A 12290-nucleotide genomic window follows, 5' to 3' on the forward strand; every position below is an offset into this window, starting at 1 on the left:
AGAACTAATAGCCAAAAGAATACCGACTTCAATTGATCGGTGTGGACTTCGGGTCATTGGAGGCGGGAAAGTTGCCCCCTACAATTGGGGACGTGTTCAATTTTTTCGGTCGGAAGAAGCCCCGATCCAACCTCCGTCCCGCCCGTGGTCCCGGCGAGACCGTCCGCCCAGAGGACCTTGAATTCCTCCTGGGATGGGTGAGGGAAAAGCCCTTTGTGGAAGCGTTTATTGAACCGGAAACCCTGGTCAACGAGATGTCCGTGGTGCTTGTCGACGACCGTGGTGTGTTCGTCCGACGCCGGATCGGCGGCCCCAAGGGCATCGACGTGATCATCAAGAAACTCGGTGTTCCGGTGTACGACGTCGAGGAGACGGGCTACCCCCAGCGCATGCGTGAGAGGATCGAATACGAACGCATTCTGCGCAAACGTGAGGAGCAGAAGGCCCGCCGCGCGAAATTTGAGCGCGGCGAGCATCCGGACCTCTAGTCGGCCAGTTCGGAGAGCAGTTCCACGAAGGTCCGAACCGGTGCTCCGGTGGCACGCTTGGGCGTGTAGCCGTAGGCGCCCGCGGTGTTGTACGCCGGGCCCGCGATATCGACGTGGGCCCACTCGACGCCATCGGCGACGAACTCCTGCAGGTAGCGACCGGCCGCAGACATACCCGCGAAGCGCGAGTTGGTGACATTCCGCAGATCGGCGACCGGCGAGGTGATCTCCTCATCGAGTTCCTCAGGCAGCGGCATCGCCCATGCCTGTTCACCGACCTCCCGGCCGGTGAGGGCGACCCGATCGCGGAACTCGGCCGTGCCCATCACCCCGGCGGTGCGGATACCGAGGGCCACCAGCTGCGCGCCGGTGAGGGTCGCGGCATCGATGAGGTAGTCGGGGTTGTCCTCGCAGGCGCGGACGATGGCGTCGGCGAGGATCAGCCGTCCCTCCGCATCTGTGTTGAGGATCTCGGAGGTGATTCCGCCGTAGTGGGTGATCACATCGCCCGGACGGAAGGCATCGCCGGAGGGCATGTTCTCGGCCATCGGGATCGTGGCGGTGACATTGATCCTGAGATTGAGTCGTGCGGCCGCGATGATACTGGCGATCATCGCCGCCGAGCCACCCATATCTGAAATCATGTTGTCCATGTTGGCGCCGGGCTTGAGGGAGATGCCGCCGGTGTCGAAGGTGATGCCCTTGCCAACCAGTGCCACGGACTTCGCGGACTTCTTGCCCTTCCACGTCAGTCTGAGCAGACGGGGCTTGCGGGATGAGCCGTTGCCCACGGCGAGGATGCCACCGTAGCCCGCGGCCTCGAGCTGCTTCTCGTCGAGGATCTCAACATCGAGATTGTGCTTGGCCGCCTCGTTGGCTGCTATGACCGCATAGGACTCCGGATACAGATGGGACGAGGGGGTATTGACCAGATCGCGGGCGAAGATCACTGATTCGGTGATCACCTGTGCGGTGACGAACTCGGACTTGTCCCCGCCGAGGAAGTGAATGCTCGGGGCCGGTGATTCCGGTTCCCCGGTTTCCCTGCGCAATCCCTTGAACGAGTAGGAGCCCAGGCCGAAACCTGTCACAGCGGCGGCCAGACCGAGATCGCCGATGGTCGTCGCCGCTACCTCCACGCCCCTGAGTGACCGTGCCGCCGACCCGGTGGCACGGCGGAGGGTTTCGTCGTCAAGCTCCTCCGCCTTGCCCAGACCCACCGCGATCACGGAGGTCACGCCCTCAATGCCCGGGACGCGGGTGATCTCGTTTCTCTTCGCGGTGGCACCGACGGCCTCCAACTGCCTGAGGATCTGGGCCTGCTGCTTATCACTGAAGATCGAGTCAAGGGTGGTGCTGCCGGCGAGTTCAATGGTGTCATCCTCCCCGGCGAAGATCGCGATGATCACCGCCCCGGTGGACTTGGGGAGCTTCTTGGACAGCACAAGTTCGGCGGTCTCTCCCCTCACCGGTAGGCCGGCGTCCCTGGCCACCTTCCGGGGTGCCGTGGTGGGGGCGGGGTTCTTAGCCATAAATAAAACGTCCTTTCGGTGCTCCTGTGCACACATACGTGCAATTGGTCTCAAGCCTAGCCACATTGTTCGTGCCGGCACTAAGGTCCATCCTTTGCTGCCCGGCGACGGTCGGCGGTGTACTTTTATCACCATGACGTCTATCGAATTCACCGTGACCCCCACTGATAATCCGACGTCACCCGATCGTCTGAAGGAAATCCTGACCGAGCCGAAGTTCGGAAAGTTCTTCACCGACCACATGGTGACCATCGACTGGAACGAGCAGCAGGGCTGGCACAATGCCCAGGTGGCGCCCTACGCACCTCTCCAGATGGATCCCGCGACGACGGTGTTTCACTACGGTCAGGCGATTTTTGAGGGAATCAAGGCCTATCGCCACGAGGACGGCTCAATCAGGACCTTCCGCCCCGATGCCAACGCCGAGCGGATGCAGCGTTCCGCTGCGCGACTGGCCATGCCGCAGCTCCCCACGGAGACCTTCATCAAGGCGCTGGAACTCCTGGTGGACATCGACCGCGACTGGGTCCCGGCCGCTGGAGGTGAGGCCTCCCTCTACCTGCGGCCCTTCATGATCTCCTCCGAGGTGTCCCTGGGAGTCCATCCGGCGAATGAATACAAATTCATCGTCATCGCCTCCCCGGTCGCCGCCTATTTCTCGGGGGGAATCAAGCCGGTGTCCGTCTGGCTGTGCGAGGACTATGTCCGTGCCGCCCCCGGGGGCACTGGGGCCGCGAAGTTCGCTGGAAACTACGCGGCATCACTGCTGGCGCAGCAACAGGCGGAGGAAAAGGGCTGCGATCAGGTTGTGTGGTTGGACGCCATCGAGCACCGCTACATCGAGGAGATGGGTGGCATGAACCTCGGATTCATCTACCGTGACGGTGACAACGGGGATGAAATCACCCTGGTTACCCCCTCACTGTCCGGATCCCTCCTCCCCGGCATCACCCGCGATTCGCTGCTGCAGGTCGCCGCGGACCTCGGTTATAAGGTTGAGGAGCGCAGGATCTCCACCTCCGAATGGGAGGAGGATGCGCGCTCGGGTGCCATGTCGGAGGCGTTCGCCTGCGGCACGGCGGCGGTGATCACCCCGGTGGGTACCGTCAAGTCCAGGCACGGCGATTTCACGGTCAACAACAACGAGGCCGGAGAGATCACCATGAAGCTGCGGGAGACGCTCACCGGCATCCAGCACGGCACGGTGCCCGATACCCATCACTGGCTGCACACCCTGGTCAAGTAGGCGGCGGGACACGCGGCGGGCGCGAGTCTTCCGCGGCCCCGCCAGAGTTTGCCGGGTACTTTCTGCGAGCCCGTGCCCCGCAATGCCATGATTGTGGGTATGACTGAGAATTCGCAGAAGAAGAAGACCGCACTGGTCTCCGGTGCATCCAGCGGGATCGGGGCAGCCACGGCACGGGCGCTGGCCGCCGACGGGTGGCAGGTGATCATCGCCGCACGGCGGGTTGACCGCCTGGAGGCGCTCGCAGGCGAGATCGGTGCGACCCCGCACGTGCTCGATGTCACCTCCGATGAATCGGTGTCCGGTCTCGCGGAGGCGGTGGGTGACATTGATCTTCTGGTCAACAACGCCGGTGGCGCCAAGGGACTCGACAGCATCCACGATGCCAGGCTCGAGGACTGGACGTGGATGTACGAGACCAATGTGCTGGGTACCCTGCGCATGACCAGGGCCTTCATGGACCGCCTGATCGCAGCTGACGGTCTGATTGTCAACATCGGGTCCGTGGCCGCCCATGTCCCCTATGCGGGTGGGGCGGGATACAACGCCGCCAAACACGGGGTGGCCGCCATGACGCGCGTGCTGCGCCTGGAGACCCATTCGCAGACCCTGCGTGTCACGGAGATCGATCCGGGCCGTGTCGCCACTGAGGAGTTCTCCCTCGTCCGCTTCGGTGGTGACGCGGAGAAGGCGAAGGCCGTCTACGACGATGTGCTCAACCTTTCCGCTGACGATATTGCGGAAACGGTGCGGTGGGTCGCGAGCCTGCCCCCGCACGTCAACATCGACTCCATGCGGGTGGTGCCCCGCGACCAGATCTAGAAACTAAAGGGACACTATCGACGCCCCGAGGGCACACACCGCCGCGGCCACCGCGGCGCTGATATGCACGCAGGCACCGATGCAATCGCCGTTGACACCGTCGAACCGCCTGGAGAAGTGACGGCCGAGCACCTCCGAGACCAGGCAGATCACCAGGGCCGCCGCAGCCGGAATCCAGAAGGTCCCACTCTGGCCCAGGAGCATCGCCGTGGCGGTGGAGATGGCCCCCAGCCCCGCCCACCACGCCAGAATCCACCAGGGTCGCACCGTTCCGATGAGCATCGCACCGAAACCGGTGGGGGAGAGCGGCCGGCGGCCGCTCCGGGCGAGGACCTGCCCTCCCAGGCGGCAATACGCGGGGATGAAACACACCATCCATGCCGAGGAGGTGTCGATCAGCGCAGAGACCGAGGCGATCTGGACGAGAAGTGAGAAAAGCGCCGCGCTGAAGCCGATGAGGCCGGTCTGGGGATCCGCGAGGATCTCCCGGGCACGGGCGGGCGGAGCATAGGAACCGAGGGCGTCGCCGACATCGGCGAGGCCATCGAGATGCATCATCCGGTTGAGCAGCTCCCACATCACCACGGTCAGGGTGGCACACAGCAGCGAGGGGACCCCGGCCAGGTTGAGCAGTCCCAGCACGATGGCGGTGAACACCCCGAACACCATGCCCACAACCGGGATCGAGGCCATCACCCTGGCGCCGGTGATCCGGTCGAAGGCGGATGCGCCGGAAAAGGGCAGGATACTCAACCAGCTCAACGCGGTGGTCACACCCTCGACCACAGCGGGGCCGTGCTCACCCTCCTGGAAACGGCCTTTTCCGGACACCGTTATGCGGTGGTGGAGTCGGTGCGGTCATCGATGCTGGCTGAGGCCATGGTGTTCATATCGATCATGATGTCGACGCTCATCTTCACCAGCGGAAGCGCCGCCGCGGCCCCTGCGCCCTCACCCAGCCACATGCCGAAATCCAGCAGCGGGGTCAGCCCGAGGGCATCGAGTGCGATCGAGTGGGCGGGTTCCTTCGATCGGTGGCCCGCGATGAACCACCTCCTGGCGCCGGGGGCGAGTTTGTTGGCCAGCAGCGCGGCGGAGGTGACCACCGCTCCGTCAAGGATCACCGGGGTGCGCCTGATCGCGGCCTGCGCGATGAACGCGGCCATGGCGGCGAGGTCGGGGGAGGAGATCTTCTGGGCGATGGCGATGGGGTCCTGCCGCAGATCCCGCACCCGGAACATCGCATCGCGGATCGCGGAGATCTTTCGCTTCCAGCCCTCATCATCGACACCGGAACCGCGGCCGACGACAACGGCGGGCTCGGCCAGGGTGAAGGTTCCGATGAGCGCTGCCGCCGGGGTGGTGTTGCCTATCCCGAGATCGCCAGGGATCAGGATGTCCGCACCGGAATCGATCTCCTGGTCCGCGATCCGTTTTCCGATCTCAATTGCCCGCAGCACCTGCTCGGGAGTCATGGCGTCCTCGAAGTCGATGGAGCCACAGGACCGCGAGACCCGTTCATCACCCCAGGCCTCGTGATCGAGGGAGACGTCGACCACACGCACATCGGCTCCGGAGGCCCTGGCGATGACGTTGATGCCGGCCCCGCCGTTTTTCATGTTCTCCGCCTGCTGGAGGCTGACGGAGGAGGGGTAGGGGGACACACCCTTGGTGGCGATTCCGTGGTCGCCGGCGAACACGACCACCCGGGGCCGTTGAATGCGCCGCGGCGGAACCTGACCCTGACAGGCGGATATGAAACAGCCGAGCTCCTCCAGGCGGGAAAGTGAGCCAGCGGGCTTGGCCAGCTGCCGTTGGTACTCCTGTGCCCGTGCGAGAGCCTCCTTGTCCGGGAACTCCACACGCGCGAACAGTTCGGCAGGAACCATGTTCGAAACTCCTCAAGTCAGATGAAGCGGATTTCTAAAACCTTTTCAACTCTAGCGCCTGTCCTGCCACTACAAGCACAACGCGATCACAAAGCCCGGCGATTTCCTGATTGAGGGTGCCTATCCGATCACGGAACACCCGACCCGACCTGTGCTCCGGAATCACACCCATACCCACCTCGGGTGAGACCAGAATGAGATCGCCACCTTCATAGGCCGCGACGGCGGTGGTGAGAGCCCGGATCCGCGCGGTCAGCGCGGGGACCTCCTGCTCCCACGCGGAGACGCCGCACCGATCGGTGGCGGTGGTCAACCAGGTGCCCAGGTCGTCGACAAGCATCGTGCCCGGCACCGGGGTCCCGAGGAGTTCAACGAGATCGGTGGTGTCCTCCGTGGTCCAGGAATCCGGACGGCGTCCGGCGTGGATCGCTATCCGCTCGGCGAAATCCTGATCGCCGGGCCACGGCCGCGCCGTGGCGACATAGACGACCGGGCCGGGGCCGGCGATGTCCTCGGCGAACACCGACTTGCCCGACCGGGCGCCACCGAGCACCAGGGTGCGCATGGATGCTAGACGTCCGCGCCGATTTCCACCCGTGCGCGGGGGGTACGCCACTTTCGGGGCTGCACGGAACGGGAGTAGGCGTAGTAGCCCAGACCGAAACCTGTCTCCGTGGTCTCCGGGAACTTTGCACGGGTGGCCTTGTTCACCCGGCGGCCGATGCTGACGCCCTCGATGAGGAAGACCAGCATCAGGAGCATGGCGAACATCGATGAGGTCGCCGCAATCTCGGGGAAGGTGGTGCCCAGGAGCATGATCACCAGCAGTGCGATGGCAACGGGCATGACGAAGTTGGAGATGAACCGACGAGAATCGACCCAGTCGCGGGCGAAGCGCCGGATCTCGCCCTTGTCCCTGGCCATGAGATAGGCCTCGTCGCCGCGGTCCATGGCGGCCTGGGCGTCGCGCTGCCGCTTCAACCGGGCGTCGCGCTCCCGCTTCTTGTAGGCCTTATATTCTTCCTTTGACATGGAACTCTTCAGTTCCTTGCGCTTCTGCCGCGCCTGGGCCGAGGTTTCGGTGGGGGCGAGTGACTGACCATGGATGATGCCGCGCTCGAACTCCACCTCCCTGCGCTTCGGAGTCGGCCGACCCTTGGGAGGGGTGTAGCCCTTCGGCTTCGTGGCCCCGGCCTCCCCCGAACCCTCGGCGGACGGTGATCCGGCTACGGCGCCCGAATTCTCGTCGGATGAGCCTTGGTTGTCTGAGGGTGCGTCTTTTTGCCACGGAAGTTTCACAATGAACAGGCTACAAGCAAATGGCGCGAATTCGGGAATAGGGGTGGTGTGTGTGGCGTTGTATGTGGACAGGAAGAGCAATCGGGATTTCTCATCGGAGGCTGCCATCGGCGTTCGTTGGAGGCCCCGGTTGGGCTTTGTACACGAAGGAGTTCCTTGACGCCCCGGTTGCCCACCGATCCCCGGGTTCCGACGGCGGAGGAGGCCAGGTGTGGCGGAGGTTGTCCTTTTCCCCTCGAGGCGGACAAGAGTAGACTTCGAGCCACGCATTGAAGTACCGGTCCCATCGGGCCGACAAGTTAAGGAGATACAAGCGATGACCGCACCATCCACCAATACCGGCGTAATCCTGACCGATGCGGCTGCATCCAAGGCCAAGGCCCTCATCGACCAGGAGGGACGCGATGACCTCGCCCTGCGCATCGCCGTTCAGCCGGGAGGCTGTTCCGGACTGCGCTACCAGCTCTACTTTGACGACCGCACCCTCGACGGCGACAAAGAGGATGTCGTCGGAGGCGTGCGTCTGGTCGTGGACAAGATGAGCACCCCCTATCTGCTCGGCGCGCAGATTGATTTCGCCGATTCCATCGAGCAGCAGGGATTTACCATCGACAACCCGAATGCGGGCAGCTCCTGCGCCTGCGGTGACTCCTTCAACTAAAGGATGTGTGACCCCCACCGGTGGACAAGCGGCCGCGGGCGGGGAGATACGGAAACGGCTCTGCGCTATCCCTGCAGACCGTCACCTCTCATTGAGGCGGACGGTCGCGGTGGAGGCAGCAGAGCCGTTGCTTCGTCCCGGGTTCCGCTGATCTGCCGCGGGTGGCCCCGGAGGGCCACACCCCGTGCTGCCTACTCGGTGGGTACTACCCGGTGAGCAGTACGTGAATGTGACCCGGTGAGTAGTACCCGGTGGGGACTACAGGCGCACCGGGTAGTCGCGCTGTTCAATTTGCGGGTCGATGCGCTTTTCCACAAAGACGCCGTGCCAGACCATGAACGCCAGAACGGTCCACAGTCGGCGGGAGTGATCGGAGACTCCCTCACGGTGTTCCCTGAGCATCGCCAGGACCGCGGCCTTGTCAAAGATGTCCTCGGTCTGGGATTCATTGATGGTGTCCAGTGCCCACCCGTGGAGCTCGTCGCCGGCGAGCCAGTGGCGCATCGGGACCGGGAATCCGAGTTTCCTGCGGTGCAGGACATGGGCTGGAACAATCTCCTCGAGGGCTTTGCGCAGCGCGTACTTCGTGGTGCCGTGGGAAATCTTGAGCTGATGGGGGATGGTTTCGGCGACCCTGAAAATCTCCTTGTCCAGGAAGGGAACGCGGAGCTCGAGTGAGTTTGCCATGGTGATCTTGTCGGCCTTGACCAGGATATCCCCACGCATCCAGGTGAATAGGTCAAGGTGCTGCATGCGGGCAACCGGGTCCATGCCGCGGGACTGGGCATAGATCGGGGCGGTGACCTCGCGGTGGTCCCATTCGCGGCGTGCCCAGGGAATCACGCGCTGCATCTGCTCGAAGTTGAAGGAGCGCGCATTGCCGTAGTAGCGCTCCTCCATGGTCATCGAACCGCGTTCGAGAAGGGACTTGCCCTTCATTCCCTCGGGTAGGACGCGGCTGAGTTTACCGAGGCCCCTGCGCAGCGGGGAGGGGATCTTCTCGAAGGGTGCCAGGGAGAGCGGTTCCTTGTATATGGTGTAGCCGCCGAAGAGTTCATCGGCACCCTCGCCGGAGAGCACGACCTTGACATGCTTGCGTGCCTCCGCGGCGACGAAAAAGAGCGGGACAAGTGAAGGATCTGCCACCGGATCGTCCAGGTACCACATGATCTTCGGGATGGCGGAGGCGTACTCCTCCGGTGAGACGATCTTGACTATGTGCTCGGCGCCGATGGCAGCGGCGGACTCCGCGGCGACATCGACCTCGGAGTAGCCCTCGCGCTCGAAGCCGGTTGTGAAGGTGAGCAGGTCGGGGTTGTGCCTCTTCGCCAGCGCCGCGATCGCGGTCGAGTCGATACCGCCGGAGAGGAAGGAACCGACCGTCACATCGGCACGCATGTGCTTGGCGACGCTGTCCTGGAGGGCATCGGCGATCCGATCGAAGAGCTGCTGTTCCTTACCCTCTGCGACGGGACGGACATTGAACCTCGGCTTGAAGTAGCGACGCTGTTCCATGGTGCCGCCGGGTGTGATGGTGGCGGTGCAGCCGGATTCCAGGCGGCGGATACTGGCGTGGAGGCTCTCGGGCTCCGGGACGTACTGGAGGTCGACATAATGCTCGATGGCCCGCCGGTCAAGGCTGAGATCCAGACCGAACTCCGCGGCCATCTCCAGAATGGTCTTCTTCTCGGAGGAGAAGATGGTTCCGGCGTCCGTGGTGGCGCAGTAGAGCGGCTTGATGCCGAACTGGTCACGCGCGAGGAACATCGAACGTGCGGTGGTGTCCCAGATCGCGAAGGCGAACATCCCGCGCAGGTGCTCCACCACATCCCGCCCCCAGTGGTGGAAGCCGACGACGATGGTTTCGCCATCACCGGAGGTATTGAAGGAGTACCCGAGTTCCTGAAGCTCCTGGCGCAGCTCGACGTAGTTGTAGATCTCGCCGTTGAAGGTCAGGGCATACCGGTCCTCCTCACCCTCCGGACCCCACCTCAGGGGCTGGTGGGAATGGGCGATATCAATGATGGCGAGACGGTTGAATCCGAAGGCAGCATCCGTATCGTGCCAGGTTCCAGCGGCATCGGGGCCACGGTGTCGCATGCACGGAAGTGCACGCTCCAGAGCCGGAACGAAGTCAGCGGCGTTTCCATCTGCTGTCAAAATGCCTAAAAGGCCGCACATGAGTCGGTGTTCCTCCTGAAGAATTCCGCACCCCGGGGAAAGAAACGCAGGGCACTCTAACGTAACGGTTCCACGATACGGCCCGAAGCGGGTGCGGGTGAAACCGGCTCGCCGGAATTCGGCCCGCGTGCCGGGGCGCCGCTGAGCACCGAGCGGGCCCTTAGCGTTTCGACGCCCACCCGGGGGTGCGACCCACCGTCATCGGCCGGGACCCCGGGGGATCACGGCGCCCCGCCCCGGGGTGGGGGTAGTGAGGGCCTGCATTCAAGGGCAACCAAAAGGATGATGGTCTGTGACGTGGGTAACAGGGTTGATATGGTGAATTGCCGGATCGTCGCGGTGGCGTGGGCCATCGCTGCAGTTGAACGTCTTATGCCGCGGGAAGGCCACCCGCGGGAGGTGCTGCCGGAAATATTTCGGAAGATATGGAAACGGCTGGCAAATAGGCTATTCTGCGAAGATAGAAATGACCGTAGAGGTCTCTAGTTTTGTGTGGACAGGAAGGCAGAACACACGTGGAACAGCAAAACAAGCGTGGTTTAAAGCGCAAGGCACTGCTCGGCGGTGTCCTTGGCTTCGGTGGCCTCGCCATGGCCGGCTGTGAAGTCGCTCCGCCCGGTGGTGCGCTCGGCAAATTCCTCCGTATGGGTTGGCCCGACGGCATCACGCCTGAGGCTGTAGCAATGGGCAACTTCTGGTCCTGGGTCTGGGTTGCGGCCTGGATCATCGGCATCATCATGTGGGCACTTTTCCTCACGGCTATCTTCGCGTGGAGCGCCAAGAAGGCGGAGAAGCGCGGCGAGGGAGAATTCCCCAAGCAGCTGCAGTACAACGTTCCGCTGGAGCTCGTGCTGACGATCGTCCCGATCATCATTGTCATGGTCCTGTTCTTCTTCACTGTCCAGACGCAGGACAAGGTCACCGCACTGGATAAGGACCCCGAGGTGACGGTCGATGTCACCGCCTTCCAGTGGAACTGGAAGTTCGGCTACTCCGAGATCGGTTCTGAACTCGCCCCCGGCGGGCAGCAGTACGAGGGTCTTGACGAGCAGAGCCAGGCGCGCGCCGAGGCCTCCCAGTTCGATCCCAACGGTGATAACCCGATCCACGGCAGGTCCAAGTCCGACATCTCCTATCTGAACTTCAACCGGATCGAGACCCTCGGCACCACCGATGAGATTCCCGTCCTTGTCCTTCCCTCACACACGCCCATCGAGTTCAACCTCGCCTCCGCGGATGTCTCGCATTCCTTCTGGGTTCCCGAGTTCCTGTTCAAGAGGGATGTGTACTCACACCCTGAGGCGAACCAGTCCAACAGGATCTTCCAGATCGAGGAGATCTTCGAGGAGGGCGCCTTCGTCGGACGTTGCGCCGAAATGTGCGGAACCTACCACGCGATGATGAACTTCGAGGTCCGCGTGGTCCCACGCGAGGCCTTCGCGGATTACATCAACTTCCGGGATGAAAACCCCGACGCGACCAACGCCGAGGCTCTGGAGTCCATCGGTGAGGCACCGTACGCGACCTCCACCCATCCGTTCGTAACTGACCGAGTTGAAACCCGCGACGGCGAGAACGCCGCGGACGCTTAACAGAGGAACTGGGATAAAACAATGAAGGCTTCATCAAAGATCATGTACGGGATCACCGTATTCCTGCTGGCAGTGGCTGTGATCTACATCTTCGCAACCATGCACGTCAGGGATACCGGCTCGGTGACAACCCTTGAATGGGCCGGATCCACCGCGCTGGTGCTCAGCGCCGGCCTGTCCCTGATGCTCGGCGCCTACCTGAACTTCACCGAGCGCAGGATCGACATCCTCCCGGAGGACTACGAGGAGGCGGAGGTTCAGGACAAGGCCGGAACCCTCGGATTCTTCAGTCCGAATTCGATCTGGCCGGCGGCGATGTCCGGAGCGGTCGCAGTACTCGGCTTCGGCATCATCTACTGGCAGTTCTGGCTCATCGTCGTGGGAGCCATCCTCCTTGTGTGGACCGCGACCAAGATGAACCTTCAGTATGGAATTCCTCGCGAGAAGCACTAGTTCACGCATCACTCGCCGTGCCCCCGCAACCGATCGGTTGCGGGGGCACGGTTTTTGCGCTGTCACCGCGCCGGCACCGTGCATGGCTGCGGAACCGGGTCAATGCGACGAGGAGGCCCGGACGAAC

General features: G+C 63.2%; 12 protein-coding genes. 6 read left to right on the top strand and 6 right to left on the bottom strand.

The window, feature by feature from the left end:
• Positions 1–92 precede the first annotated feature (92 nt).
• On the top strand, positions 93–488 hold the full coding sequence (locus B7E02_RS06195) for an oxidoreductase (protein ID WP_080794008.1): 396 nt from the start codon (positions 93–95) through the stop codon (positions 486–488).
• Here the strand turns inward: B7E02_RS06195 and B7E02_RS06200 are convergent.
• On the bottom strand, positions 485–2020 hold the full coding sequence (locus B7E02_RS06200; protein WP_080794009.1) for a leucyl aminopeptidase: 1536 nt from the start codon (positions 2018–2020) through the stop codon (positions 485–487). The genes B7E02_RS06195 and B7E02_RS06200 overlap by 4 nt on opposite strands.
• A 133-nt stretch (positions 2021–2153) precedes the next feature.
• Between B7E02_RS06200 and B7E02_RS06205 the strand changes: the two genes are divergently transcribed.
• Together B7E02_RS06205 and B7E02_RS06210 are read left to right on the top strand one after the other, a co-directional pair.
• A complete protein-coding gene (locus B7E02_RS06205) occupies positions 2154–3266 on the top strand; it encodes a branched-chain amino acid aminotransferase (RefSeq protein ID WP_080794011.1) in 1113 nt (370 codons plus the stop codon).
• A 99-nt stretch (positions 3267–3365) separates the two neighbouring features.
• Positions 3366–4088 (top strand): SDR family NAD(P)-dependent oxidoreductase, encoded by a 723-nt coding sequence (locus tag B7E02_RS06210; RefSeq protein ID WP_080794012.1) that lies wholly within the window; start codon positions 3366–3368, stop codon positions 4086–4088.
• A gap of 3 nt (positions 4089–4091) precedes the next feature.
• Here the strand turns inward: B7E02_RS06210 and B7E02_RS06215 are convergent, their stop codons facing one another.
• From B7E02_RS06215 to B7E02_RS06230, 4 genes are read right to left on the bottom strand one after another with little or no spacing between them, the layout of a single operon-like run.
• Positions 4092–4919, bottom strand: a complete 828-nt coding sequence (locus B7E02_RS06215) for an adenosylcobinamide-GDP ribazoletransferase (RefSeq protein WP_080794014.1) — start codon at positions 4917–4919, stop codon at positions 4092–4094.
• 2 nt (positions 4920–4921) lie between these two features.
• Positions 4922–5977, bottom strand: a complete 1056-nt coding sequence (gene cobT / locus B7E02_RS06220) for a nicotinate-nucleotide--dimethylbenzimidazole phosphoribosyltransferase (protein WP_080794016.1) — start codon at positions 5975–5977, stop codon at positions 4922–4924.
• A 34-nt stretch (positions 5978–6011) separates the two neighbouring features.
• Positions 6012–6542 carry a bifunctional adenosylcobinamide kinase/adenosylcobinamide-phosphate guanylyltransferase gene (locus tag B7E02_RS06225; RefSeq protein ID WP_080794018.1) on the bottom strand — a complete coding sequence of 177 codons (531 nt, stop codon included), beginning with the start codon at positions 6540–6542 and terminating at the stop codon, positions 6012–6014.
• A gap of 5 nt (positions 6543–6547) precedes the next feature.
• Positions 6548–7276 carry a DUF3043 domain-containing protein gene (locus B7E02_RS06230; RefSeq protein ID WP_143336664.1) on the bottom strand — a complete coding sequence of 243 codons (729 nt, stop codon included), beginning with the start codon at positions 7274–7276 and terminating at the stop codon, positions 6548–6550.
• Positions 7277–7592: 316 nt separating this feature from the next.
• On the opposite strand from B7E02_RS06230, the gene B7E02_RS06235 reads away from it, so the two are divergent.
• A complete protein-coding gene (locus B7E02_RS06235) occupies positions 7593–7937 on the top strand; it encodes a HesB/IscA family protein (RefSeq protein WP_080794020.1) in 345 nt (114 codons plus the stop codon).
• 258 nt (positions 7938–8195) lie between these two features.
• On the opposite strand, the gene asnB is transcribed toward B7E02_RS06235, so the two are convergent.
• The gene (asnB, locus tag B7E02_RS06240) at positions 8196–10118 is read right to left on the bottom strand and encodes an asparagine synthase (glutamine-hydrolyzing) (RefSeq protein ID WP_080794022.1); all 1923 of its coding nucleotides are present in this window, start codon (positions 10116–10118) and stop codon (positions 8196–8198) included.
• A 515-nt stretch (positions 10119–10633) separates the two neighbouring features.
• On the opposite strand from asnB, the gene ctaC reads away from it, so the two are divergent.
• Both ctaC and ctaF read left to right on the top strand, forming a co-directional pair.
• Positions 10634–11710: an aa3-type cytochrome oxidase subunit II gene (gene ctaC / locus B7E02_RS06245; protein ID WP_080794024.1), complete on the top strand. Its 1077-nt coding sequence runs from the start codon at positions 10634–10636 to the stop codon at positions 11708–11710.
• A gap of 21 nt (positions 11711–11731) precedes the next feature.
• Positions 11732–12163 carry an aa3-type cytochrome oxidase subunit IV gene (gene ctaF / locus B7E02_RS06250; RefSeq protein WP_080794026.1) on the top strand — a complete coding sequence of 144 codons (432 nt, stop codon included), beginning with the start codon at positions 11732–11734 and terminating at the stop codon, positions 12161–12163.
• Positions 12164–12290: the final 127 nt, after the last annotated feature.

Source organism: Corynebacterium pacaense, assembly GCF_900169525.1.
Taxonomy (GTDB): domain Bacteria; phylum Actinomycetota; class Actinomycetes; order Mycobacteriales; family Mycobacteriaceae; genus Corynebacterium; species Corynebacterium pacaense.

Coding starts and splice junctions, on each gene's coding strand:
- cobT (WP_080794016.1), bottom strand. CDS start 5,977: ATGGTTCCTGCCGAACTGTTCGCGCGTGTGGAGTTCCCGGACAAGGAG.
- B7E02_RS06200 (WP_080794009.1), bottom strand. CDS start 2,020: ATGGCTAAGAACCCCGCCCCCACCACGGCACCCCGGAAGGTGGCCAGG.
- asnB (WP_080794022.1), bottom strand. CDS start 10,118: ATGTGCGGCCTTTTAGGCATTTTGACAGCAGATGGAAACGCCGCTGAC.
- B7E02_RS06235 (WP_080794020.1), top strand. CDS start 7,593: ATGACCGCACCATCCACCAATACCGGCGTAATCCTGACCGATGCGGCT.
- B7E02_RS06225 (WP_080794018.1), bottom strand. CDS start 6,542: ATGCGCACCCTGGTGCTCGGTGGCGCCCGGTCGGGCAAGTCGGTGTTC.
- ctaF (WP_080794026.1), top strand. CDS start 11,732: ATGAAGGCTTCATCAAAGATCATGTACGGGATCACCGTATTCCTGCTG.
- B7E02_RS06205 (WP_080794011.1), top strand. CDS start 2,154: ATGACGTCTATCGAATTCACCGTGACCCCCACTGATAATCCGACGTCA.
- B7E02_RS06210 (WP_080794012.1), top strand. CDS start 3,366: ATGACTGAGAATTCGCAGAAGAAGAAGACCGCACTGGTCTCCGGTGCA.